Raw genomic sequence first — 25,466 nt, forward strand, 5'->3', positions numbered from 1 at the left:
TCACTACATCGCTGGCGTGATCAAGTTTGTGAGCGGATCTTCTATTCGCTTGAAGGCGGTCTCGAACACGGCGTTTCGGTGGTACTCGAGATACGCCCTCTGCTTCCCGTCGAAGTCACCGCAGCGACGGCCGCTAGTGAGATCCAGGCCAATCTGTCTAGTGACTTCAGACGGAAGATGGGACGAGCGGACAAGCGCACCGTTGTTCTCGAACGTGATCCACCCGCGGTCGAAGAGCAGATCGGCGTGGGGCGTCAGTAGCAAGCCATTCTCACCGTCGACGCGCTCCGTGCCGCTGGTGCACTGGGACCAGGGCTTGATATGGCTTGCTCGCAGGAAGCGCAGGTCAGCAACTCCCGTCAGTCGGCATTGCTTCTCCACGTTCAACAACCTGCGCTTGAACAGGGATTGCTTGACCCGAATCTCCTGCACCTGCTGGGCGACCGTCGTGGACAGGTCAATCTCCGGAAGGATGCTGTCCGCAATCTCCTTCTGGAACGGATTGAAGTCGTCCTCGACAGGCTTGAGCTTGAAGACGATGGCCTTGCGTAGCGAGCCCTTCGTATCCGGAACGCCATGTTCCTCGTAGGCGTGGATGAAGCGGAACTCGCCCAGGAACCGATATGGCTGACTCTTGCCTAGGCTCTGGAAGATGAGCAGCCTGCGGTTGTGCTGGAGATGCTCGCGGATGGCGCGATTGCCGCGGCTGTCCTGCATATCCCCATCCTGGCCCTCACCGTAATAGTGGAGGATGTTCTCGCCATCTTCCTCCTCCCAGTGATCCCGGTAGCCGTGCTGTGAACCAGCTTCTCCTGTGAAGAGGATGACGAACGGCGAGTTGCTGGGCGTGGAGATGCCGCCCTGCCGCTGTCCACCCAGCGGTCCATGGATCTGCTCCCGGCGGTTGTAGAGGGCGCCGACTTCGAAGGGTAGGTCCGTGGGCAGCTGTAGCCGTGGCATGCGGCCCAGGATATCTGGGCGTCTGGCGAAGGGAAGCCCCTGCAACGTTGATGGTTTGGGAGCGACACCTCACGTTGGGGAAGCCACGGCATAAAGAACGGGGGAAGGTTGAGTTCGTAGGTCAGCGGTTGCCACGAGACTGATAGAGGCGGCGGCTCATCCGTTGATGTGGCAGTAGAGATCGTAGCTGTCGATGCGCCCGACAGCCTTGATGTCGGACAGCACGTCGGGTCGGGCGAGGAAGGCTTGCCTGAGTGCGCGCTCCTGCACCTGGACGGGTAGAGGTTCCGGAAGCCGGCAGTCCTGCGCCCATTCCAGTGCCTGTGATCGCTGTTCGTCGGACAGAAGCAGTTCGCGCATCAACGCGGCCGCACGGTCTGGCTGCCCGTCCCAGACCAGGGCTTCCAGATACCTGATCGGCGCGTCGTCGACGAGTCCGGACAGTTCGTCCACTGCGGCCGCGGCGCCGGCCGGATCATCGAGCTGGAGTGCGGCGCAGTGGCGGATAGCGGCCCGGACGGCTCTGCCGTAAGGGCTCATGCCTTCCTCGCCTGCGGTGGCAGCGGCGGCAAGCGCCGCTTCGGGACGGCCCCGGTCGCATTCGAGGCTGCCCAGGTTGAGCGCCTGGCTGATATTGGGAAGGCCGTCCTCGCCCAGGCGGCTGGCGCGCTGTAGCTCGGCGACGGCTTCTTCGATGTGGCCTGTCCTGCGCAGGGCCAGGGACTTGTGGTTCATCAGCCAGACCTGGCGCTCCAGGTCGTCGAACGGTGGCGCATCCAGCGGAGCGGAAGCGATGCGCGCCAGCGTGGCGTCACTCAGTGCGATGGCCTCCGGATGGTGTCCCCCAAGAAGGAGCTGGTGGCCAAGCGAGACGATCGGCTCGAGTTGGTCCGGATAGGCGTCCACCAGCAGGCGCATTCGCTCGATTTCGCGGGCGTTGGCGTGGGCCACATTGGCGCGCCAGGTGGATGGGTCGAGTAGGGCGTCGAAGCGCCGGTCGGCGCGCATCTGGATCAGCGTTTCCGGATCCGTGATGCGGCGCGCGACGATCCGCGCGCGTTCCACATCCCCCTGGATCAGGCGGTTGCGCGCCAGGTTGAACCAGACGCCGCTCGGCGTGCCCGCACTACCACCTTTCCAGTTGGCGTCGAAGAGTGCCTGCTGGAAGGCCACGCGGTCGGCGGTGCTGGTGTCGCCCAGCTGTGCGAGCGGGTAGAGGAGGTCGGGGCTCAGGTTGGGCAGCAGTTCGGGCCAGCGGCCAATCAGCACGGTCATCGCGCGTGCGGCCGAATCGCGGTCCTGCTGGTCCAGGGCGACCAGGCCCATGCGGTACCAGTCGTCGGGATCGTCGCTACCCAGCTCGGCAACGCGCGCATACCAGGCAGCCGCGGTGGTCAGACGCGCATTCTGGGCCGCGCTCCATGCAGCGGCCGACAGAAGTCGGCGACGCTCGTTTTCCGGCAGCTGATCGAAGCGCGCGTCGTTGATCACGTCCCCGAACAGCGAGTCCGCGCGTGCGTGGGATTCCGCCTGCGCTGCGGTCCAGGCCTCCAGGACCCGCTGCCGGTAGAACGTCTCTTCAGGGGTCTGGGCGCGTGCAAGGCTGCCCACGGTTCCGACCAGGAGTACGACCATTGCCGCGGTGATGCGACGTCCGACCACTCGCTGCCCCCTCATGCTCCCCCCGGACACAGTGTCTCGATTGCGGGAGTAGAAGGCGCGGCTATGGCCGGGTCAAGTGGAGAGCGATGGACTCGCCGGATGGCTTCATTCCAACCATGGAGTCGCGCACGCTTTCTCCAGCGGCACGCGGTGAGGACGGCCCCGACACGTGCGACGACAGGCGGTGGCGTATCGTGCGGGGCTACTCCATCGGAGGTCCCGACCATGAGTACCCCCTACCGCGCCTGGGCCGCCCCGAAAGCCGGCGCCCCGCTGGAACCCTTCGAGTACGACCCCGGCCCGCTGGGCGCCGACGAGGTCGAGATGACGGTCGAGCACTGCGGTCTCTGCCATTCCGACCTGTCGATGCTGGACAACGAATGGGGCTTCACCGCCTATCCGTTCGTGCCCGGCCATGAGGCGGTGGGGCGGGTGACGGCGCTGGGCGAACATGCCAGGGGCGTCGCGCTGGGCCAGCGCGTGGGCCTGGGCTGGAATGCGCGCAGCTGCCTGCACTGCGCGGCCTGCCTGGCCGGCGACCAGCACCTGTGCCGCGAGGTGCAGCCCACCCTGGGCGGGCGCCACGGCGCCTTCGCCGAGAAGGTGCGCGCGCACTGGGTGTGGGTGGTGCCGCTGCCCGAAGGCCTGGACGCGGCCGAGTCCGGGCCGCTGCTGTGCGGCGGCATCACCGTGTTCGCGCCGCTGCGCGAGCTGGGCATCGCGCCCACCGCGCGGGTCGGCGTGGTCGGCATCGGCGGGCTGGGCCACATGGCGCTGAAGTTCTGCCGGGCCTGGGGCTGCGAGGTCACCGCGTTCACCACCAGCGCCTCCAAGGAAGAGGAGGCGCGCGCGTTCGGTGCGCACCGCGTGGTCACCACCGGCGATGCCGCGGCGCTGAAGCGGCTTGCCGGCACGTTCGACCTGATCATCGATACGGTGAACGCCTCGCTGGACTGGCTCAGTCTGGTCGCGGCCTTGGCGCCCAAGGGGCAGCTGCACGTGGTGGGCGTGCCGCTGCAGCCGATCGCGGTGTCGGCGTTCTCGCTGATCTCGGGGCAGAAGGCGCTGTCGGGTTCGCCCACCGGCTCGCGTGGCGCGATCGACAGCATGCTCGGCTTCGCCGCCCGCCACGGTGTGGCGCCGCAGACCGAACACTTCCCGATGAGCCGGGCCAACGAAGCGCTGGACCACCTGCGCGCCGGCAAGGCGCGCTACCGGATCGTGCTCGACGCGGATTTCTGAGGACCGGCCTCGGCGTGCCCATGGACCCCTCCGCAAGCCGGATTCACCCGCCGTCCGCCGGATTTCACCCGTGCGCAAGCAGAACCCGGTCGCGCGCAGGTGAATACCGGTGGCGCGCAAGCAAAATTCGCTTGCGGTTGGCATGGTGGAGGTCTACGGCCGGGTGAAATCCGCTCGCGCGCGAATGGCTTCCGGTGGCGCGCGACTGGTTTTCACTCGCGCGCAAGCCGATTCCGCTTGCGCGCGACCGGAATTCACTGGCGTGCAAGCAGGGTGTCGCGACGCGTGGGTTGCGCGTGCTTGCGCGCAAGCCGGATCCGGTTGCGGGCGGTGCAACCGGATACCCCCGCACCGTATCCCCACGCAGGACTCCCTGCCGGTGACCGCCATGACCCGATCTCTCGCCCTGCTGCTCGCCTGTTGCCTGCCGCTTGCGGCCTGCAAGCCGTCTTTCGCCGCACTCGCGGAGAACAAGGCTCCTCCCGCCGCGGCCTTGGCGGGCACCGATGCGGCCGCCCGCGCGCGCCAGGCCGCCGATGCCTGGCTGGCGGCGTTCAACGCCGGCGACCGCGCCTCGCTGGAGGCCTATGCGAAGCGCTGGAACCCGGAGCTGGACGTCGAGCGGATGCTCGCCTTCCGCAACGACACCGGCGGCTTCCGCCTGGTGCGGCGCGAGGACGCGCCCGCTGGCGCGGCGCATGCGCTGGTGCAGGAACGTGAATCCGACAGCGTCGCGCGCATCGCCGCCACGATCACGCCCGAAGGCCATGCGCGGCTGGAGATCGAAGTGGTCGAGCCGCCGGAGGACCTGCGCGTCGCACGCCTGTCGCAGCAGGACACACTCGACGCGCTGGTGGCGAAGGCCGATGCGCAGGCGGCGAAGGACGCGTTCTCCGGCGTGCTGCTGGTGGCCCGGGGCGACGAGGTGCTGCTGCAGCGCGCCTGGGGCACGGCCGATCGCGCTGCCGGCACGCCGGTCGCGATGGACACGAAGTTCCGCGTCGGCTCGATGAACAAGATGTTCACCGCGGTGGCGACGCTGCAGCTGGTGCAGGCGGGCCAGCTGTCGCTGGACGACACCGTGGGCGCCGTGCTGCGCGGCTATCCGAACGCGGACGTCGCGCAAGTGACGATCCGCCAGCTGCTCACGCACGCGGGCGGCACTGGCGACATCTTCGGGCCGGAGTTCGACGCGAAGCGCCTGTCGCTGAAGACGCACGAGGACTACGTGCGGCTGTACGGCGCGCGCGGCACCGAACACGCGCCCGGCACGGAACAGCGTTACTCGAACTATGGCTTCCTGCTGCTGGGCAGGATCATCGAGCAGGCGAGCGGGCAGTCGTACTACGACTACGTCGACGCGCACGTGTTCGGCCCGGCCGGCATGCGCGACAGCGGTTCTCTGCCCGAGGACGTCGCGGTGCCCGGCCGCGCAGTGGCCTACACGCGGCGCGATGACGCGTGGGTGGATGCCGCCGACACGCTGCCATACCGCGGTACCTCGGCGGGTGGCGGCTACAGCACCGCCGGCGATCTGCTGAAGTTCGCGCGCGCGCTGCAGGACGGCACCCTGCTGTCGCCGGACCTGCTGGCCGAGGCCACGCGCAACCAGACCCCGTGGTACGGCTACGGCTTCATGGCGCGCGAACAGGACGGCGTGCGCTTCTTCGGCCACGGCGGCGGCGCGCCGGGCATGAACGGCGACCTGCGCATCTACCCCGCGTCGGGCGTCGTGGTGCTGGGACTTTCCAACCTGGATCCGCCCGTCGTCGAACGGCTGGTGAGCTACTACCTGTTGCGGATGCCGGAATGACGTCCGGTGGTGCGCAAGCGGAATGGCTTGCGCACCGCCGGAATTCGTGGGCGCATATGGCAGGTGTGGCGATGCGCGGGACGCGCTTGCCTGCATGCATGTCGAATCGGTTGCCGACGGGTCGATTCGGCTCCGCGGCCGGCCGTACCGGCATCGCGAGTGCCGACCCTCGCACCGGCCTGCGACTCCTCTGCGGCACCGCGCCGTCCGGGCCATGGCCCGCGCACTGGGACGCCCGCCGTTTGCGAATGCAATCCCGCTCGCGTTGCCGCAAACTCCGCCGCTTTACCCATCCCCAGCGGCCCCCGATGATCAACGGTCTCGCCTTCCGCCACCCCGTCGCCTTCTGGTTCGGCTGCGCGCTGCTGGTGGGCGGGGTGTTCGCGCACGCGCCGATGTTCATGATGGGGCAGCACACGCACTGGCAGATGGTGGGCATGCCGATGACCACGGAGATGTGGCTGGGCATGGCCGCGATCCCGGTGGGGCTGGCGCTGTCGGCCTTCGGCATGCTGCCGCGGCTGCCCGGGGCGGCGTCGGCGCCCGGCGCGCAGCTGCACTTCCACGTCGCCGACGGGGTGGCGCTCAACCGCGCCCACGCCACCCTGGTGCTGGTGCTGGTGGTGGCCCTGGCGGTGGACGTGATGAAGCCGGCCACGCTCGGCTTCGTGATGCCGGGCATGGGCGCCGAGTACGACATCGGCAAGTCCACCTCCAGCCTGCTGGCGCTGTTCGCGCTCACCGGCACCACGGTCGGCTCGATCGTATGGGGCCGCATCGCCGACATCGCCGGCCGGCGCGCGGCGATCCTGCTGTCGGCGCTGATGTTCATGGGCACCGCGATCTGCGGCGCGATGCCGACCTTCGAATGGAACCTGGCGATGTGCTTCCTGATGGGCGCGTCGGCCGGCGGCCTGTTGCCGATCACCTTCACCCTGATGGCCGAGACCGTGCCGGCCGCGCACCGCGGCTGGCTGCTGGTGGCGCTCGGCGGCGTAGGCACGTCGGCCGGGTATCTGCTGGCCGCAGGCGCGGCGGCGTGGCTGGAACCACTATTCAGCTGGCGCGTGCTGTGGCTGCTCGGGTTGCCGACCGGCGCGCTGATCATCGTGCTCAACCGCTGGATCCCGGAGTCGCCGCGGTTTTTGTCGAACGCCGGCCTGCACACCGCCGCGCGCGAGGTGCTGCGCCGCTTCGCCGGGCCGGGGCGCGGTGCGGTGGAGGTGGACGACGCCGCGCATCCGGGCGCGCCGGTGATCGAGGAATCGCATCCGGTCACCGGCCTGCGCGCGCTGCTGCACGGGCGGCATGCGCCGATCACCACCGGGCTGCTGGTCTGCGGCGTGGCCTGGGGGTTGGCGAACTTCGGCTTCCTGCTGTGGCTGCCGACCAACCTGGTGGAACTGGGCGTGGAAGCCGGTGCGGCCAGCGCCCTGCTCGCGCGCTCGGCGCTGTTGGCGCTGCCCGGGATCGCGGTGGTGATCTGGCTGTACCACCGCTGGAGCAGCGTGCGCGCGCTGGTGCTGTTCATCGGGTTCACCACGCTGTCGCTGCTGGCGTTCGCGGCGATGGGCTTCGCCGGGGTGCGCGACCAGGCGTGGGTGGTGGTGGCCACGGCCGCGCTGCTGGTCAGCGTGAGCGGGGTGATCGCAATGCTGATCCCGTACGCGGCCGAGATCTACCCGGTGCGCCTGCGCGGCACCGGTTCGGGCATGGTCGCGGCCAGCTCGAAGGCCGGCGGCATCCTCGGCGCGGGCCTGGGCGTGGTCGGCTTCTTCGACCACTTCGCGTGGTCGGCGCTGCTGATCGCCGCGCCGATGGCGCTGTCGGGCTGGATGCTGCTGCGGCACGGGATCGAGACGCGCGGGCGGCGGCTGGAGGAGATCGAGACGGCGCTGGCGGGGCCGTAGCGGCGTGCGCTCGGGGATCCTGGTGGCATGCGTGAATGTGCGCGGCGGAAGGATGGTGGCGGCATCAAGGATGCCGAAGGCACGGGGTCGGCCCGGCAGGTGGATGGGGGGCGCCTGCCCCGGGTGCGCTTTGCTTACCCGGGCTACGCGGTGGGTTGCGTTGGCGGGGCCGCGCGAGGAACTCCGTTATCCGGGTCGCGCGACGGACCTGGTTGCCCGGAACGTGCAACGGATCGTGTAGCCCGGATAAGGCCGAAGGCCGCATCCGGGTCGATGCGCATCGACGCCGTCCCCCGTTCGCCCGGCTGCGCGTCGCATTGCCAGGAGCACCGCGCCTACCCGGCGCGCGACCCTCGCCTTGCGTGGACGCTCACTGTCCGCCGGCCGAGTACACCTCCACGCTGACGGACTCGCCGGCGTCCGCCAGCCTGATCAGATCATTCCACTGGGCCAGGTTGGGGCGCGGATCGGGGCCGGCTGCGTTCGTGCCGAGCGCCTGGGCATTGCTTCCCAGTTGGCGCAGGAACTCGGTGGTGTACTGCTGCACGAGCGCGGCATGGGCCGCCGGATCGAAATCCGGCAAATGCCGCGCCATGAGATGGCCGGCCCGGTGGTCTCCCAGAATCCTCGAGACTTCCAGCTGCGCCCGCAGTGCCGCATCGATCTCGTGCGACCGCCCCAGTCGCTCCGCAAGCAGGGCGTGCTGGGCCACGGCCGCCTCCTGGTAGGCATAGATCGACCCGCGTGTCGCAGCGTTCTGCAGGACGGAAAGTGCGCCGGCGATATCGCCGCGCTGGATCAAGGCCAGGCCCTGAAGCGTCTGGAGTCCGGGATCGGACGTGCCTGCAAGGCGCTCGAGGTCCAGCCGGTCCAGGCTGGCGAGCTCCTCCGGTGTGGGGTAGTAATGCCTGCCCATCCACTCGAGTTCCTCGATCGAGAGCGCGATCAATCGCGGATCGTCGTCGAGCAGATCGAGGTTGGTGCGCAGTGCGGAGGTCACGCGAGGCGGCGCCTGCGAACCGGATGCGCGTGCCTCGATCGCACCCTGCGGCTGACCGTGAGCGTCGCGAGCCATCGATGGCGCAGGCTCGGCTGCGACGACATGGGTCTCGATGTTGGCCCCATCCTGCAGGGCGGACAGGACGGTCCAGCCTAGCGCGATGATGAGGAGAACGATCGTCAGGACGACGGTGTTGTGCTTCACGGGCAGTTCCTTCGCCGACATGCGTCGACCGGCATTGTGCGTCATGTTCTTCTGCCGGTCCCGGCCGTCCACCGGTGATGCCCGGCATCCAGGCGATGCCGTGCACTTGAGGGAGGAAGCAGCCAGTCGACGGATGCGACCACTTCCGCAATCGAAGGCGCGCGAAACGTGCCAGTCCTTCCGCCCGTCGACTGCCTCCCGGTGACCGAGGGCGCAGGGCTGGATCCTGCCCGTCGCCACATGTGCAGCGGTGCACGGACCCGCCCGCTGCGACGCTCCCTGCGCCTCGTACATCTCTGTTCAGACCAGTCCTTGCTCCGGAAACCCCGATGCGACGTGTCCTGCTGTGTTTCGCCGCCCTGCTGTGGCTGCCCGCCGTCGTCCTGGCCGCCGAACCGCGCGTCGTGGGCGCGCAGGTCGCCGACATCATCGAGCGCGAGTACTTCGATCCGGCGCGGGCCGCGTCGATCGCCGCCGGGCTGCGCAGCGCCGCGGCGCGCGGCGAGTTCGATGCAGCGACGAACCCGCAGGAACTCGCCTCGGCGCTCACCAGCGCGCTGAAGCCGCACGACGGTCACTTCAACGTGCGATGGCAGGAAGGCGAGGGCGCCGGCGCCGCGCCCCGGCCGCGGCCGCCGTTCGACCCGGCGCGCGGCAACTTCGGCATTCGGCAGGTGCAGGTGCTGCCGGGCAATGTCGGCTATCTCGACCTGCGCCTGTTCGCCGACTTCGAGCCCGACCAGGCCGATGCCCCCGCGCGCCGCGCCATTGACGCCGCGCTGCAGCTGCTGGCGCACGTGGACGCGCTGGTGATCGACCTGCGCGACAACGGCGGCGGCTCGCCGGCAATGGTGGGCTACCTGGCCAGCGCGTTCCTCGCGCCGGGGCGCGAGGTCTACAACACCTTCCGTTCGCGTGCGGGCACGGAATCCGAAGCGCCGGCGCGGCCGTACGCGGCGCCGCGCACGACGCTGCCGCTGTACCTGCTGGTGAGCGGGCGCACCGGTTCTGCGGCCGAGGCCTTCGCCTACACCCTCGAGCACGCCGGACGCGCCACGCTGGTGGGCGAGGCCAGCGGCGGTGCCGCCAATCCGGGGCGACCGTTCGCGCTGGACGATGGCTTCAGCGTCTTCGTCTCGACCGGCTCACCGGTCAACCCGGTGACGGGCGGCAACTGGGAAGGCGTGGGCGTGGCGCCCGACATGCCGGTCGACAGTGCGCAGGCGCTGGAGGCGGCGACCAACCTTGCATGGGAGTCGCTGCTGGCGCGCGGTGCCGGCGACGACGTGCGCTGGGCGCTGGAAGCCTCGACCGCGACGCCGACCGTCCTCGCGCCGGAGGCATTGGCGGCCTTCGCCGGCGACTACGGCGCGGTGCGCATCGAACCTGCCGGCGCGGGCCTGCAGCTGCGACAGGGTCGCCGGCCGCCCCTGCGGTTGCGACCGCTGTCGGACGTGCTGTTCACCGTCGAGGGCGAACCGGCGCGGCGCGTACGCTTCGAGCGCGAGGGGCCGCGCGTGACGGCGCTGGAGCTGCTCTGGGCCGACGGCCAGGTCGCGCGCCATGCGCGCCTGGCCGCGTCGGGGACGCAGGCGGCGACCGACTGACGCGGCGTCAGGCACGGAGCTCAGCGCCGCTGCGCCAGCACGCCGTCCAGCGCCCGCTGCGTGCGGAACCCCGCGGTCTCCAGCCGTCGTGACACCTCGCGCGGCACGTCGCGTCCGCTCGTCAACCGGTTGGGCGTGCCGGTGTAGTGAAACAGTTTGCCGCCCCTGCGCAGCACGCGCGCGAGCTGGTCGTAGAAGGCCTGAGAATACAGCTCGCCGGCGATGCCGAAGCGCGGTGGGTCGTGCAGGATGGCGTCGACGCCGGCATCGGGCAGCTGCGCGATCGCCTGCGACACGTCGCTGTGGCGCAGCTGCAGCCGTCCGCCGTGTTCGGGCGCATCGGGGTCGGGCGACCAGGGATTGAGCGTGCGCAACCACAGCACGTCCTCGCTCTTCTCGAACGACAGGATCTGCGCCGCGCCGGCTTCGAGGCAGCCGGCGGCGAAATAGCCGAGCCCGCCGCAGGTATCGAGCACCCGGCGCCCGCGCGGTTCCACCAGCGCCACCTTGGCGCGCGCGTCCTCGAACGGCGAGACCTTCGCGGTCGGCAGCATCTTGATGCCGTCGATCTCGAAGGTCGGCGCGCCCCAGGCGGTCGGCACCAGCTTGTACAGCGCCCGGCCGTAGCGCGACGCGGGCACGAACGCCTCGCCATCCCAGTAGTGGATGGTGCGGTCCTTGAGCCGGTCGGGATAGGGGAACTCGCGGTCCTGCCAGCGCCAGTGCACGGGCGAGAGCGCCGCCTGCGTCGTGCTGCGATCCAGGTCCAGCGAGCCTGTCCAGGTGCCGTCGCCGGCATCGCGCGCTGCGCGCAGCGCGTCGGCAATCTCTCGCGTGAGCAGGGGTCCGGTGGCGTGCGGCACGGTCGGGGCTCGATGGGGCGCGCCATCGTAACGGGTCGCGAACCTGGGCCCGCATCGGGCGCCTTCGCGGTCGAGCCAGCTCGAAGGGCGGCGCGCCGTCGCTGCACCCACGCGGCCTGACCCGTCGTGCCGCGTCAGGTTCCAGCAGGGGTGCGTGGGTATCATGCCCCTGGCCATGGTGGCGAATACGTCGGCGCTCCGGCAAGGGAAGGTGGATGGGACGAGGCAGGTGGTCGTGCACTCGCAACCGTTGCGTCCGGACGGGGACGCGATGATGGCCGGCGACTCCGGGATGCCGATGGAGCGCCGCCGGCTGGCGGTGGTCGAGGACGACGCCGAGCTGCGCGAGCAGCTCATGCTGCCGGCCCTGCGCCGGGCCGGGTTCGACGTCACCGGGCTGGAAAGCGCGCTGCAGTTCTATCGCCTGTGGGCCGGTGCGCCGTTCGACCTGGTGCTGCTGGATGTCGGGCTGCCGGACGACGACGGGGTCGAGGTCGCGCGCCACCTGCGCGGCCTGTCGCCCGACCTGGGCATCGTGCTGTGCACCGGCCACGGGCGCGGTGCCGACCGCCTGCGCGGGTTGCGGGCGGGGGTGGATGCCTACCTGGTCAAGCCGCTGGACATGGAGGAAGTGGTCGAGACCGTCCGCAACGTGCACCGGCGCCTGGCGGGCGGCGAATCGTCGGCCGACGGCGCGGCCGGTGGCTGGCGCCTCGACCGCCAGGGCTGGTCGCTGCGCGCGCCGTCGGGCGTTTCAGTGGATCTGAACCACGCCGAGCGCCAGATCGTGGGCGTGCTGGCGACGCGGCCCAACCAGCCGGTCTCGCGCGAGACCCTGATCCGGCACCTGACCGGCGACGTGGACGGGTTCGACCCGCACCGGCTGGAAATGCTGGTCTACCGCCTGCGGCGCAAATGCCAGGACGCCGCCGGTGAACCGCTGCCGCTCAAGGCGGTGCGCGGCCTGGGCTACGTGCTGGAGCGCTAGCCGGGCGCGAACGCGCCATCCGGCGCCGGGCCTGCGGCGACGTCCGGGTAATCGTCGTGCAAGGCAGCCGGCAGGCGCAGCACGAACGCGGCGCCGGCATCGTGGGGGGCGAGGGCCAGCTGGCCGCCCGCGCCTTCCACCAGGTCCCGCGCCACGGCCAGGCCGAGGCCGGTGCCTCGGTCCTCGGGCTTGGTGGTGAAGAACGGTTCGAACACGAGCTCGTGCAGCGCCTCGGGAATGCCGGGGCCGTCGTCGCCGAAGTGGATCTCCAGCCCGCCCGATTCCGGAACGCGCAACGCGATCGACACGTGCCCGCCGTCGGGAAGCGCGTCCGCGGCATTGGCCGCGAGGTTGAGCAGCACCAGCACCAGCTGTTCGCGGTCGAAGCGGACCGGCGCCGGGGAGTCGGGCAGTTCGAGGGTCAGCCGGATGCGCGAGCCCAGCGTCTGGCGCAGCATGGGCTCGATGCCCGCGAGCGTTTCCGCCGCGTCGAAGGTCTCGGCCAGGGCGAGGTCGCGGCGCGAGAAGTGCATCAGCTTGCGCACGTGCGCCGTGGCACGCGCGGCGGCCGAGCGCACGCCGTCGATGGCCTCGTCGCGCTCCTGCGGCGATGTCGCGTGCAGGGCGTTGTAGGCATGGCCGTTGACCAGGGTCAGCAGGTGGCCGAAGTCGTGCGCCAGCCCGCTCGCCATGCGCCCCACCGCTTCCATCTTCTGTGCGTGCAGCAGCAGCGCCTGCGCCCGTTCGCGCGCGATGATCTCATCGCGCAGCTGGGCGTTGGCGCGTTCGAGTTCATCGCCATGCGCCAGCGCCTCTCTCAGACTCTCGCGCAGCGCGGCGACGCTGCGGTCGATCACCAGCGCGATCAGCAGAAACATCACGCAGCGGATGACGGCGTCGCCGAACGCATGCCGGGCTTCCTCGGTATCGGTGATCACGTCGTGCGTGGCGCCGAGCAGCAGGGCGAGGGCGATCGCGCCATACATCGCCCATAGCGCCCTGCGCCCGATCATCATCCCGGCCACGAACAGCCACAGCACCTGCACCGGCATCTCGAAGATGTGCGCGCCCAGCCCGCTGAGCGCGTACGACGCCACCAGGATCACCGCGACCAGCACCATCAGCTGGCGGATCGCCCACTGGAACCGCCCGCGCCGGATCAGCACCACCGACCACAGCGCGATCGTGCTGATCAGCAGGCTGGCCGACAGACTCACGGTCTCGCCGTCGCGCCAGGGGATGTCGGTCCCGAAGATGCGGTAAAGCCACAGCACCGGCGGCAGGGTGCCAAGCGCCAGCAGGATGAGCTGCAGCATCGGCGCGTTGCGGCGATCGACCGGGTCGGCGATGCGCGGCACCTGCAGCCAGTGCGTGAACCTGCTCGATCCCATCGGATGCCGCCTCGTGTCCGGACGGCGGGCATGATCCCCGAAAACGCGCGTCAAGTAACTCACTTGCGGTGAGCGAGCGTGAGCGAAACGCGATTGATGCACCGCAATGCGCTTCCTACAGTGCGCGCACTCCGGGCCGCCGTCGTGAGGTGACTCGCCGGCGCGTGCCCGGAGTCCGGATCAGGGGGATCCAGCGCCTTGCTGCATGAAGGCGTCCGGAAACGGACTGCATCGCCCCTGCTCGTCACGCGCATCGCGATTGGCGGCAGCCGCGCACATCCGTGCGCGTCGTGCCGTGGACGTTCCCAGGGGGTTGCAGGTGGCTTCAATCGGTTTCGGGCAGGCCCGTGTCGCGGCCGCGGGTGTCGTGCTGGCGGTGTTCGCGGGGGCGGCCGGGTTGTGGGGCGCGCCGGTGCATGCGCAATCGGCGTCGGTGACCAACGTCGCCACGGTCGCGGCGCCAGCCGGGACCGAAGACAGCAACCCCGGCAACGAGACCGACAGCGCCACGGTCACCATTTCCGCGGCGGCGCCGTACAGCTTCTGCGCCGCACCCGGCGGAAGCGCGACATCCAACGCGATCTACAGCATCGTCAACGGCGTCGCGATCGCGCGCTACGAGCCCGGCGCGGGCAGCGATGCGGCCGTACCCGAACTCGCGCTGCCTTCGGTCGGTGGCGACGTCAACGCGCTGATGATCGACGCGGCCCGGGACCGCCTGCTGTTCCACACCGACACCGGCGCGACGCTGTGGGCCTACGACGCCGACAACGGCGGCTGGTATGCGGCCGCTACCGGCGTCACCGGCAACTTCCCGCGCGGCGGCATGGCGCCCGACGGCGTGGGCTACCTGATGACCGGCGGCGCCAGCCCGCAGGTGTGGCGGATCACGCCCAGCGGCGCGTTCGGCTATGCGGTCGCGAACATCGGCACCCTGACCTACGACTTCGCGCCGCAGGGCACCAATACCTCGGGCGACCTCGCGTTCGACGCCAACGGCGACGGCTGGCTGCTGGTCGGCCGCGACCTGTTCCGGGTCGACTTCGACACCCTGGCCGCCACCCGCCAGACCCGCCCGCTGATCGGTGGCGTGGTGCCCAACTTCGACTTCGCGGGCGTCGCGTTCGCCGACGACGGCACGCTCTACCTGGCCAACAACCAGGGCGGCGGTGGCAGCGCCTACCACGCCTACGATCCGGTCACGGGCGAACTCGCCAGTGCGGTGCCGACCTCCGCGGGCGGCTCGCGCGACCTGGCGTCGTGCGCGTTCCCCGTGCCGGCCGAACCCGAACTGTCGGTGGTCAAGACGCTGGCGGAAGTCAACGGTGCGCCGTACGTCGACGGCAACGCGGTGGCGGCGGGCGACACGCTGACCTGGCACATCGACATCGCCAACGACGGCGGCGCCGCGGCGACCCTGTACCCGGGCACCCCGGCCGACGTGGCCGAGACCGTGCCGGTGGGCACCACCCATGCCGGCGGCGACGATTTCACCTGCGCCGGCACCGCGGCCGGCGCCGCGTGCGGGATCACGTCGGCGGTCAACATTCCCGGCAACGGTGGCAGCGCGACGCTCGCGTTCCGCGCGACCGTGGACACGCCGTTGCCCGCCGGCCTGACCGCCATCGCCAATGCGGTGACCTTCCCCAACGATGCGATCGACTGCACGGCCACCGGCAACGATTGCGAGGAACTCACGCCGCTCGGGCCGGCGACGTCGGTGGCGAAGGCCTCCAACCCGGCCTCCGGCGCTGCGGTGGGCGCCGGCGACACGATCGACTACACCCTCACCGTGACCGTGGCCAACGCCGCCACCACCGAGGCGATCACCCTCGTCGACACGCTGGGTGCGGGACTGACGTTGTCGGACACGTTGCCGGCGGGCTGCACCGCGAGCGGGCAGGTGGTGACCTGCGTGCTGGCGGCGGGCGCTGCCGTGGGCACGCATGAGTTCGAGTACAGCGCGACGGTGGACGGCGATGCGACCGGCACGGTCGGCAACGTGGTCGTTCCCTCGACGCCGCCGGGCGGCGACCCGGATCCCGACTGCACGAGCTGCGAGACGGAACATCCGCTCGCGCCGGCGACGACCGTGGCGAAGACCTCGAATCCGGCCAGCGGCGCAGCCGTCGCCGTCGGCCAGACGATCGCGTACACGCTGACCGTGGGCGTGGCCAACGCGGCCACCACCGAGGCGATCACGCTGACCGACACGCTGGGCGCCGGCCTGACGCTCTCGGGCGCACCGCCGGCCGGCTGTTCGGCAAGCGGCCAGGTGCTGACCTGCGTGCTCGCGGCCGGGGCCGCGGTCGGCACGCACACGTTCGATTACGCGGCGACCGTGGATGCCGATGCGACCGGAACGGTCGGCAACACGGTGGTTCCCTCGACGCCGCCGGGCGGCGATCCGGATCCCGACTGCACGACGTGCACGACCGAGCATCCGCTGACCCCGGCGACGGCGGTCGCGAAGACCTCGAATCCGGCCAGCGGCGCAGCGGTCGCCGCCGGGCAGACGATCGCTTACACGCTGACGGTGAGCGTGGCCAATTCGGCCATCACCGAGGCGATCACGCTGACCGATACGCTGGGCGCCGGCCTGACGCTCTCGGGCGCACCGCCGGCCGGCTGTTCGGCCAGCGGCCAGGTGCTGACCTGCGTGCTGGCGGCAGGCACCGCGGTCGGCACGCATACGTTCGACTACGCGGCGACGGTGGACGGCGATGCGACCGGCACGGTCGGCAACGTGGTCGTGCCCTCGACCCCGCCGGGCGGCGATCCGGACCCGGACTGCACCACGTGCGAGACCGGGCATCCGTTGACGCCGGTGACGGCAGTGGCCAAGACCTCGATGCCCGCATCGGGCACGACGGTCGCCCCCGGCGACAGCCTCGCCTATACGCTGAGCGTGACGGTGGTGAACGCCGACACGACCGAAGCGATCACGCTCACCGACACGCTGGGTGCGGGGCTGACGCTGTCCGGCGCGCTGCCGGCCGGCTGCTCGGCGAGCGGCCAGGTGGTGACCTGCGTGCTGGCGTCCGGCGCCACGGTGGGCACGCACACGTTCACCTACGAGGCGACGGTGGATGCCGACGCGACCGGAACGGTCGGGAACGTGGTGGTTCCCTCGACGCCGCCGGGTGGTGATCCCGATCCCGGATGCACGACCTGTTCCACCGACCACCCCGTCGAGCCGACCAGCATCACGGTCGTGAAGTCGGCCGACCCGGCGCCGGGCACCGAGGTGTCGCCGGGCGACACGCTGACCTACACGCTGACCGTGACCGTCGCCACCTCGGCCACGACCGAAGTGCTGACGCTGGTCGATGCCCTGGGCGAAGGCCTAGGCTTCGGCGAAGTGACGGACACGGGCGCATTCGCCTGCACCGGCGCACTGACCTGCACCCTGCCCGCGGGCACGGTGCCGGGCAGCTATGCGCTGAGCTACACCGCCACCGTGGATGCCGACGCGAGCGGCACGCTGCGCAACGTGGTCACCGCGAGCAATCCGCCCGGCGGCACCGATCCCGATCCCGAATGCACCACGTGCACCACCGAGCACGTCGTCGAACCGACCTCGATCACGGTGGCGAAGTCGTCCGATCCCGCGCCGGGCAGCGAAGTGGCGCCGGGCGACACGCTGGCCTACACGCTGACGGTGACGGTGGCGAACTCGGCCACGACCCAGGTGCTGACACTGGTCGACACCCTCGGCGAGGGCCTGGGCTTCGGTGAAGTGACCGATGCGGGCGCGTTCGCGTGCACCGGGTCGCTGACCTGCACGCTGCCCGCCGGCGCCGTGCCGGGCACCTATGCGCTGACGTACACCGCAACGGTGGATGCCGATGCCACCGGCACGCTGGGCAACGTGGTGACGGCGGGCAACCCGCCGGGCGGCGATCCGGAGCCGGAGTGCACCACGTGCGCGACCGAACACGAGGTGATCGCGCCGGTGGTCACCGTGACCAAGTCCTCCAACCCGGGCAGCGACACCCCGGTGCGTGCGGGCGACCTCATCACCTATACCCTGCAGGCGACGGTCGAGCATTCGGCGACGCGCGAGGTGCTGACCCTCGACGACACCCTGGGCGAGGGCCTGGGCTTCGGCGAGGTGACCGATGCGGGCGCGTTCGCCTGCACCGGCACCCTGACCTGCACGCTGCCGTCGGGCACCCTGCCGGGCACCTACGCGCTGACCTACACCGCGACGGTGGATGCCGACGCCACCGTCATCGTGAGCAACGTGGTCGCCGCCAGCGGCGGCACCGGCACCGGCGGCCAGCCGCCGACGTGCGCCAGCTGCAATACCCAGCACCCCCTGGTCGAGCCGCGGATCGTCATCGCCAAGCAGGCGACGCCGGGCGAGGATCAGGAAGTCGGCGTCGGCGACATCATCGAGTACACGCTGACGGCGACGGTGGAGAATTCCGCCACGCGCGCCGACGTGCGGCTGGTCGACACGCCCGGACCGGGCCTTGCGCTGGGCGCGCTGCCCGCGGGCTGCGCCGCTGCGGGCACCACCGTGGTCTGCACCCTGCCGACGGGCACCGTGCCGGGCGACTACGCCTTCACCTATCCGGCCACGGTCACGGCGGATGCCAGCGGCAGCGTCGAGAACGTGGTGGTGGGCGAATCCACCGACGTCGAACCCGAATGTACGGTCTGCGAAACCAGCCACGAACTGGCCGACGACGCGCTGCTGCGCATCGTCAAGAGCGTGGCCGTGCGCAACGTCGCGATCGGCGACCTGGTCCGCTACACCCTGGCGGTCGAGAACATCGGTGCGGTGAACGTCACCGGCGCCACCCTCGTCGACACCCCGCCGGACGGCTTCAGCTACGTCGAGGGCTCGATGGCGGTGACCGACCGCGACGGCGCCTTCACCCTGGACGGGCGGCATCCGCTGCGCATCGGCGGGCTCGACATCGAGGCCGGCGGGCAGGCGACCATCGTCTACCTGCTGCGCGTCGGCGCAGGCGTGCGTGCCGGCATGCACGTCAACGAGGCGGTCGCGGTCGACGCGGCGGACACGCCGATCTCGAACGTCGCCACCGCGCAGGTCGCGCTCGACGCCGATCCGCTGCTCGACGACAGCCTGGTCTTCGGCACCGTCTTCGACGACCGCGACGGCGACGGCTGGCAGGATCGCGCGGACCTGGGCGACGTGCGCGTGCAGGGCGGTTTCGCGCCCGCGGCCTACGTCGCCGGTTCGACCACGATCGATCGTGGCGACGGTCCGCAGCCGGTCGCCGATGCAAGCGCGCCGCTGCTGCACGGCATCGACGTGGGCACGATCGCGGCACGGCAGTCCGAAGCCGACCCGGTGGAGGCGCGCCAGGTGGTGATCCGCCAGCGCCTGCGCTCGGCCGATTTCACCGGCGAACTGGTGCTGACCAGCGCCCAGGGCGCGACCCTGCGCATGGACGCCGCCGGCAACACCACGCTCGAACGCAGCGGCGAGGCGGCGAAGGGACTGAACGCGGCCGAGCCGACGGTCGAGCGCGTGGTGTCCGCGGTGGAAGGCGGTTTCGACGTGGCCTACGTCATCGCCAACGCGGGCATCGACGAGCGCGGCATTCCCGGCGTGCGCATCGCGTCGGTGGAGGGCGTGCTGATCGAGACCGACCAGTACGGCCGCTACCACCTGGCCGACGTGCACGGCGGCGACTGGGGCCATGGCCGCAACTTCATCCTCAAGGTCGATCCGGCCACGCTGCCGCCAGGCACGCCGTTCACCACCGCCAATCCGCTGGTGCGGCGCGTGACCCCGGGCCTGCCGGTGCGTTTCGACTTCGGCGTGCAGCTGCCGGTGCAGGTGCTGCCGGGCGGCGAGCGGCGGGTGGAACTGGAACTTGGCGAAGTGATCTTCCAGCCCGGCAGCGCCGAGGTGCGCGAGGCGTACCTGCCTGCGATCGCGGAGATGGCGGAACAGGTCGAGCGCCATCGCGGCGGCGAGGTGGTGATCACCGCCGACGGCGACAGCGAGGGCCTGGCCTTCGCCCGCGCGGCCGCGGTGCGCGATGCGCTGCAGGCGCAGGTGCCCGCCGAGGCGCAGGCCGGGCTGAGCGTGGTCCTGCGCACGCGCGTCGAGGATCCGCACAGCCTGGTCGCGGGCGTGGATGCCGGCGGCGCGTTGCTGGGCACGGCGCTGTTCGACACCGACCAGTCGCGGATCCGGCCGGAGTTCGAAAGCCTGCTCGACGCGGTCGCGAAACGGCTCGAGCAACTCGGCGGCGGCGTGGTGGCGATCGTCGGACACACCGATGTGCGCGGCTCGCACGCGTACAACGCCGCGCTCGGGTTGCGACGCGCCAGCGCGGTGCAGCAGGCGCTCGCGCAGCGGTTGAGTCCGGAGGTCCGCGCGCAGGTGCGGGTCGAGGCAAGCAGCGATCCGGCGGCCCCCGTCGGCACGGAACGCAGGTAAGGGGGATCCGGACCATGAAGATGAAACTGCTCGACACCGCGTTGCTCGGCATCCTCGCCGGCATGTGCGCCGGCGCTTCGGCGCAACAGCCCGCGCCGGCGACGGCCGCGATCGAATGCGGCGACGAAGGCTGCAACGACGATAGTGGCGAACTGGTGTTCCGCGTTCGCACGCGCAGCTACGACCAGCCGGTCACCACCGGCACCGATGCCCAGTCGTCCTCCGAGGCGTTGCAGCCGGACCGCCGCGTGTCGGTCGCGCTCGACCAGCCGGGTCGCGCGGTGGCGCGAGGCACCTTCTCAGTGCAGTTGCCGGGCGGCGGCGCGATCTGGGCCACCGAGGATCCCGACCTGGACGTGCCGGAACTCAGCATCACCGCGCCGTCGATGGTCGCCTTCGACGCCGGGCGCATCGTCGAGCCGGTGCGCCTGTTCGTGCGCAGCAACTACACCGCCTTCGTCGACCGCTACGAACTGCGGATCTACCGCGGCAACGATGGCGACCTCGTCTCGCCGGTGGCGAGCATCGAGCTGCCGGTCGAGGCTGCCGTGCAGAGCGAGTGGAACGGCGAACTTCCGGCTGACCTGCGCCTGCGCGCCGGCGACGAGCTGGTCTACGTGCTGCGTGCGTTCGACGCGCAAGGCAACTTCGACGAAACCTCGCCGCGCAAGCTGCAGCTGGTGCGCCCGGACGAAGTGGAGCGCGCCCGCGTCCAGGTGCGCGAGAGCGTGGAACGCTCGCTCGGCACCGCGCTGAGTGGCGACCAGGCGCTGACCCAGCAACTCGTGGAGGACGCGTTCGCTGGGAACGGCCTGCGCCAGCAGAACATCCCGATCTACGGTTCGCGCGTGCGCGTGCAGGGCCGCAACCTGCCCGAAGGCCGTTCGCTGCGCATCAATGGCGAATCCTATCCGGTCGACCTGGAGCGCAAGTTCGTCGCCGAGTACCTCGTGCCCGTCGGCCAACACCGGTTCGAGATCGGCCTCGATGGCCAGGACGGCGCCGCGCCGATCGTGCACACGCTCGATGTCGACGTCAGCGGCCGCTATTTCTTCGGCGTGGCCATGGCCGACGTCACCGTGTACCAGAACGACGCCAGCGGTCCCGGCCAGTCGCTGGCGATGGCCGGGCGCGAGGACGACATCCTCAGCGACGGCCGCCTGGCGTTCTACGGCAAGGCCAAGCTGGGCGGGAAGTACCTGATCACCGCCCAGGCCGACACCCAGAACCGTCCGCTCGAGGACCTGTTCGACGGCTTCACCTCGGCCGATCCGCAGGACGTGTTCCGGCGCCTCGATCCCGACCTGTACTACCCGACCTACGGCGACGATTCCCGTGTGTGGCGCGACGTCGACACCATGGGCCGCTTCTACCTGCGCGCGGACTGGGACAAGAACGAGGCGCTGTGGGGCAACTTCGCCACCGGCTTCACCGGCACCGAGTACGGCCAGTATTCGCGTGCGCTGTACGGCGCCGCGCTGAACTGGCGCTCGCGCCTGGCCAATGCCTGGGGCGACCCGGTGACGCAGCTGCGCGCGTTCGCCTCCGAGGCGCAGACCGCGCCCGGCCACAGCGAGTTCATCGGCACCGGCGGCAGCCTGTACTACCTGCGGCACACCGACGTGCTGCCCGGCTCCGACCGCGTGGTGCTGGAAGTGCGCGACCGCACCACCGGCCGCGTCGAGCAGCGCGTGGAGCTGCTGCGCGGCGCCGACTACGAGATCGACGAATTGCAGGGCCGCGTGCTGCTGACCCGCCCGCTGGCGCAGATCACCCTGCAGAACCTGCCGTCGCTGACCCGCGACGCGCCGCTCGACGGCTTCGAGCAGCGCCTGATCGTCGATTACGAATGGGTGCCGAGCGACTTCGACGCCGACGACGTGGCCGCCGGCGTGCGCGGCAAGCACTGGTTCGGCGACCACGTAGGCGTCGGCGTGACCCATGTCGACGAGAACCGCGCCGGCGAGGACTACACGCTGACCTCGGCCGACGTCACCCTGCAGGCCGGCAAGGGCACGTACCTCAAGCTCGAGCACGCGCGCACCGAGTCCACCAGCGCGCCGGTGTTCTTCTCCGACAACGGCGGCCTGAGCTTCACCCGCCTCAATCCGGCCGGTCCGCGCGAAGGCGAGGCCACCGCGGTCGAGGCGCGCGCCAACTTCCAGGAACTGGGCTGGAGCGAACAGCCGTGGAGCGCGGGCGCATGGTGGCGCCAGGTCGACGCCGGCTACTCGATCTCGCGTTTCGACACCGGCGCCGAGGTCGAGGAATACGGCGCAGAAGTCCTGGGCGAGTTCACCCCGAACCTGGGCGTGTACGCGCGCTACAGCCGCGCCGAGCGCGCCGGCGACGTGCTGACCCAGGCGCAGGCCCGGGCCGAGTGGCGGATCGGCGATGTCGATTCGCTCGCGTTCGAGTTGCGCCGGGTCGAGGAGGCGCGCGGCACGCTCGATGCCGCCGGCCTGCTCGGCGCCGCGCGCTACACCCGCCGCTTCGGCACCGCGCTCGACGTCTACGGCACCGCGCAGCTGACCCTGGACGACGACAGCGGCGCCTACGCCGACAACGACGCCTTCACCCTCGGCGGCCGCTACAACTTCGCCAACCTTTCCACCCTGGGCGGCGAACTCACCACCGGCGACCGCGGCGACGCGGCGCAGGTCAACGGCGAGTGGCGGCGTTCGGCGCAGCAGAGCTTCTACGGCAGCTATACGTACTCGACCGACCGCAGCGACTACGACCCGCTGTTCAACCCCAACGCGCGCAACGGCTGGACGCTCGGCCAGCGCTGGCGGCTGTCGAACCAGGTCAACGTGTTCAACGAGAGTCAGTTCCTGAAGAACCGGCGCGAGAGCGGGCTGGCGCACACCTTCGGCCTGGATTTCTACCCGGCCCAGGGCTGGAACGTCGGCTTCACCCTGAGCGACGGCGAGCTGACCAATGCCAGCGGCGGCGAAGTCGACCGCCGCGCGATCAGCGTCGCCGGCGGCCGCACCTCCACCGACACCAGCTGGCAGAGCAAGCTGGAGTGGCGCGAGGACACCGGCGCCGAGCGCGTCACCCAGTGGGTCAGCACCCATCGCCTGACCCACAAGCTCAACGAGAGCTGGCGCCTCGCCGGGCGCTTCAACTACGCCGATACCCAGGACGACCTCGACCCGGCCGCCAGCGCGAAGTTCATCGAAGGCAACTTCGGCTTCGCCTTCCGTCCCTGGAACAGCACGCGCTGGGGCCTGTTCGGTCGCTACACCTACCTCTACGACCTGGCGACGCTGGGACAGATGGGTGGCGCGCAGTACGACCAGAGGACCCAGGTCCTGTCGCTGGAAGGCGTGTACCGCCACGACCAGCGCTGGGAACTGGCGGCCAAGCTCGCGCGCCGCGAGGGCGAGGCGCGCTTCGGCCGCGGCACCGGCGAGTGGTTCGATTCGGCAACGACGTTCGCCGCGGGCCAGGTCCGCTATGAACTGCTGTATCGCTGGCATGCGATGGCGGAGTACCGCTGGCTGGACGTGGACGACGGCGGCACCCGGCAGGGCTGGATGGCCGGCATCGACCGCGACCTCGGCCGCAACTTCCGCATCGGCGCCGGCTACAACTTCACCGATTTCAGCGACGACCTGACCGAGTTCGATTACGACCACCAGGGCTGGTTCGTCAATTTCGTGGGCAGCTACTGATGAAGACTTGCAACCTCCGCACCGCCTGCGCGCTGCTGCTGGGCACCGGCCTGCTCGCCGCGCACCTGCCGCAGGCACACGCCGCCGCCTATGCCACGGGTGGCAACGGGCAATACCGCAACGAGGTGCTGTGGCTGACGTGGGGCGGCGGCGTGAACGGCACCGCGGGGCTTCCGCTGACGGACGGCGCCACGACCTCGGCCACCATTCCCGTGACCGCGACCCAGGACCTGGTGCTGGAGTGCAGCCTGTCTGGCATCAGCGGCACCATCGAGAGCTATCGGCCCGGCGGCTGGACCGGCGATGCGCTCGACGACATGTACAACATCGGTGGCACCGGCAATGCCAACCAGCTGATCGCCGGCATCATGGGCCGGACCGGCACCCACGGCTTCACCGTCGAATGCCAGGCGACGCTGGGCGGCCAGCCCTACCGCATCCCCGGCTTGGTGATGGCGGACGCCGAGTCCATGAACACCACGACCGAGTACCTGGAAGGCACTGCCCTCGGCCAGTGGAACGTGGTCGAGGTCAACACCGGCAATGGCAACCGTTACGACGCGCGCAAGGACGACCTGGGCGGCGGCCTGCAGTCGATCCGCTTCGGCAATCCGGGCGGCGAACAGAACGGCACCACCAGCCCGGCGGGCGTGACCTTCCTGACCTTCGACGAGGCGGCCTACGGGCCCGGCGAATCGATCTCCATGGAGTTCGAGATCCTCGGTGGCGGCAATACCGCCATCGCGATCGGACTGCTGGCGCCGTCCGCCGACTTCGGCGACGCGCCCTCCAGCTACGGCGACGCTGCGCACCTGCTTCGCGGGCTGGTGGCCGAGCCCGACGGGCTGGCGCCCGGCGCCGGTGCCATCGACATCAACACCCCGGGCTTCCAGCTCGGCCAGCTGGCGCCGCCCGACAGCGGCTTCCTCGGCAGCATCGGTCCCGACGGCGAACCGGGCGCGCAGTCCGGCGCCGACGCCGATGGCGACGACACCAGCGGCAGCGCGGGATCCGCCGAAGAGGATGCCTGGACCTTCGGAACGGACCTGGCCATTGCCGACGCCACCCAGCCGATCGACCGCAGCATCGCCTGCGTGGGCACCGGCACGGTCGCCGGCTGGATCGACTTCGACCGCAACGGCGCGTTCGATCCCGACGAGCGCGCGCTGGCCGCGTGCAACGGCGGGGCGGCGGCGCTGTCCTGGACCGTGCCGGCCGACGTGTCGTCCGGCGCCAGCCATGTGCGCCTGCGCTATGCCAGCGACGCGTCCGAGGTGCAGGCGCCGACCGGTGAAGCGGCCGATGGCGAGGTGGAGGATCACGCGATCGAACTGGTGCTCGCGGTCGACCTGTCGCTGCAGAAGGTCGTGGCGCCGACGACGGCGGTCGTCGGACAGGTGGTCGAGTACACGGTGACCGTCGGCAACGCCGGCCCGTTCGCCGCCGATGGCGCGCTCGTGACCGATCCTGTGGTGGCGGGCCTCGACTGCCCGGCCGCGAACGCGGTCGCCTGCACCGCGAGCGGCGGCGCGCAGTGTCCCGCGTCCGCCACGCTTGGCGATCTGCAGGGCGCGGGCGTGACGGTCCCGGAACTGCCGCAGGGCGGGCAACTCACCCTGCAGTACGCGTGCACCCTACTGGAGCCGATTCCCTAGGCGTCCCACGCGCGCGCTGCGCCGGGTCCGGGGGATGGCTCGCCGTGTCCGCTCCACGGCGGGC

The 25,466-nt window shown here is 70.7% G+C and carries 13 protein-coding genes; 8 read left to right on the plus strand and 5 right to left on the minus strand.

Going from position 1 to position 25,466, the window contains the following annotated elements; translation table 11 throughout:
* Nucleotides 1-3: 3 nt before the first annotated feature.
* Nucleotides 4-960 carry an HNH endonuclease gene (locus tag QFW81_RS14325; RefSeq protein ID WP_280579712.1) on the minus strand — a complete coding sequence of 319 codons (957 nt, stop codon included), beginning with the start codon at nt 958-960 and terminating at the stop codon, nt 4-6.
* A gap of 156 nt (nt 961-1,116) precedes the next feature.
* A complete protein-coding gene (locus QFW81_RS14330) occupies nt 1,117-2,595 on the minus strand; it encodes a hypothetical protein (RefSeq protein ID WP_280579713.1) in 1,479 nt (492 codons plus the stop codon).
* A 252-nt stretch (nt 2,596-2,847) separates the two neighbouring features.
* On the opposite strand from QFW81_RS14330, the gene ahr reads away from it, so the two are divergent.
* The 3 genes from ahr to QFW81_RS14345 all read left to right on the plus strand — a co-directional run bounded on the left by ahr (nt 2,848) and on the right by QFW81_RS14345 (nt 7,587).
* On the plus strand, nt 2,848-3,864 hold the full coding sequence (gene ahr / locus QFW81_RS14335) for an NADPH-dependent aldehyde reductase Ahr (protein WP_280579714.1): 1,017 nt from the start codon (nt 2,848-2,850) through the stop codon (nt 3,862-3,864).
* A 388-nt stretch (nt 3,865-4,252) separates the two neighbouring features.
* Nucleotides 4,253-5,677: a serine hydrolase domain-containing protein gene (locus QFW81_RS14340; protein WP_280579716.1), complete on the plus strand. Its 1,425-nt coding sequence runs from the start codon at nt 4,253-4,255 to the stop codon at nt 5,675-5,677.
* A gap of 308 nt (nt 5,678-5,985) precedes the next feature.
* Nucleotides 5,986-7,587, plus strand: a complete 1,602-nt coding sequence (locus QFW81_RS14345) for an MFS transporter (protein WP_280579717.1) — start codon at nt 5,986-5,988, stop codon at nt 7,585-7,587.
* A gap of 370 nt (nt 7,588-7,957) precedes the next feature.
* Here the strand turns inward: QFW81_RS14345 and QFW81_RS14350 are convergent, their stop codons facing one another.
* On the minus strand, nt 7,958-8,836 hold the full coding sequence (locus QFW81_RS14350; protein WP_280579718.1) for a hypothetical protein: 879 nt from the start codon (nt 8,834-8,836) through the stop codon (nt 7,958-7,960).
* A gap of 284 nt (nt 8,837-9,120) precedes the next feature.
* On the opposite strand from QFW81_RS14350, the gene QFW81_RS14355 reads away from it, so the two are divergent.
* The gene (locus QFW81_RS14355; RefSeq protein ID WP_280579719.1) at nt 9,121-10,398 is read left to right on the plus strand and encodes a S41 family peptidase; all 1,278 of its coding nucleotides are present in this window, start codon (nt 9,121-9,123) and stop codon (nt 10,396-10,398) included.
* Nucleotides 10,399-10,418: 20 nt separating this feature from the next.
* Here QFW81_RS14355 and QFW81_RS14360 read toward each other — a convergent pair whose 3' ends face one another.
* Entirely contained in the window at nt 10,419-11,261 is an 843-nt protein-coding gene (locus QFW81_RS14360) for a class I SAM-dependent methyltransferase (RefSeq protein ID WP_280579720.1), read from the minus strand.
* Nucleotides 11,262-11,535: 274 nt separating this feature from the next.
* On the opposite strand from QFW81_RS14360, the gene QFW81_RS14365 reads away from it, so the two are divergent.
* Complete coding sequence (locus QFW81_RS14365; protein ID WP_280579721.1) at nt 11,536-12,249, plus strand: response regulator transcription factor; 714 nt, start codon at nt 11,536-11,538, stop codon at nt 12,247-12,249.
* Here the strand turns inward: QFW81_RS14365 and QFW81_RS14370 are convergent.
* Nucleotides 12,246-13,640 (minus strand): sensor histidine kinase, encoded by a 1,395-nt coding sequence (locus tag QFW81_RS14370; protein WP_280579722.1) that lies wholly within the window; start codon nt 13,638-13,640, stop codon nt 12,246-12,248. The two genes, QFW81_RS14365 and QFW81_RS14370, sit on opposite strands and share 4 nt — an antisense overlap.
* Nucleotides 13,641-13,959: 319 nt before the next feature.
* Between QFW81_RS14370 and QFW81_RS14375 the strand changes: the two genes are divergently transcribed.
* Genes QFW81_RS14375 through QFW81_RS14385 form a run of 3 tightly spaced genes read left to right on the plus strand, consistent with a single transcriptional unit; the run spans nt 13,960 to nt 25,402 of the window.
* Nucleotides 13,960-20,067, plus strand: a complete 6,108-nt coding sequence (locus QFW81_RS14375; protein WP_280579724.1) for a DUF7927 domain-containing protein — start codon at nt 13,960-13,962, stop codon at nt 20,065-20,067.
* Nucleotides 20,068-20,081: 14 nt separating this feature from the next.
* The gene (locus tag QFW81_RS14380) at nt 20,082-23,747 is read left to right on the plus strand and encodes a hypothetical protein (RefSeq protein ID WP_280579726.1); all 3,666 of its coding nucleotides are present in this window, start codon (nt 20,082-20,084) and stop codon (nt 23,745-23,747) included.
* Nucleotides 23,747-25,402: a CshA/CshB family fibrillar adhesin-related protein gene (locus QFW81_RS14385; RefSeq protein ID WP_280579728.1), complete on the plus strand. Its 1,656-nt coding sequence runs from the start codon at nt 23,747-23,749 to the stop codon at nt 25,400-25,402. The genes QFW81_RS14380 and QFW81_RS14385 overlap by 1 nt, the downstream gene beginning before the upstream one ends.
* The last annotated feature ends 64 nt before the right edge of the window (nt 25,403-25,466 follow it).

It is taken from the genome of Luteimonas kalidii (assembly GCF_029887935.1).
Taxonomy (GTDB): Bacteria; Pseudomonadota; Gammaproteobacteria; order Xanthomonadales; family Xanthomonadaceae; genus Luteimonas; species Luteimonas kalidii.

Excerpts from the sequence above, each read along its gene's own strand:
- QFW81_RS14325 (WP_280579712.1), bottom strand. The coding sequence starts at position 960 with ATGCCACGGCTACAGCTGCCCACGGACCTACCCTTCGAAGTCGGCGCC.
- QFW81_RS14330 (WP_280579713.1), bottom strand. The coding sequence starts at position 2,595 with ATGGTCGTACTCCTGGTCGGAACCGTGGGCAGCCTTGCACGCGCCCAG.
- ahr (WP_280579714.1), top strand. The coding sequence starts at position 2,848 with ATGAGTACCCCCTACCGCGCCTGGGCCGCCCCGAAAGCCGGCGCCCCG.
- QFW81_RS14340 (WP_280579716.1), top strand. The coding sequence starts at position 4,253 with ATGACCCGATCTCTCGCCCTGCTGCTCGCCTGTTGCCTGCCGCTTGCG.
- QFW81_RS14345 (WP_280579717.1), top strand. The coding sequence starts at position 5,986 with ATGATCAACGGTCTCGCCTTCCGCCACCCCGTCGCCTTCTGGTTCGGC.
- QFW81_RS14350 (WP_280579718.1), bottom strand. The coding sequence starts at position 8,836 with ATGACGCACAATGCCGGTCGACGCATGTCGGCGAAGGAACTGCCCGTG.
- QFW81_RS14355 (WP_280579719.1), top strand. The coding sequence starts at position 9,121 with ATGCGACGTGTCCTGCTGTGTTTCGCCGCCCTGCTGTGGCTGCCCGCC.
- QFW81_RS14365 (WP_280579721.1), top strand. The coding sequence starts at position 11,536 with ATGGCCGGCGACTCCGGGATGCCGATGGAGCGCCGCCGGCTGGCGGTG.
- QFW81_RS14370 (WP_280579722.1), bottom strand. The coding sequence starts at position 13,640 with ATGGGATCGAGCAGGTTCACGCACTGGCTGCAGGTGCCGCGCATCGCC.
- QFW81_RS14380 (WP_280579726.1), top strand. The coding sequence starts at position 20,082 with ATGAAGATGAAACTGCTCGACACCGCGTTGCTCGGCATCCTCGCCGGC.
- QFW81_RS14385 (WP_280579728.1), top strand. The coding sequence starts at position 23,747 with ATGAAGACTTGCAACCTCCGCACCGCCTGCGCGCTGCTGCTGGGCACC.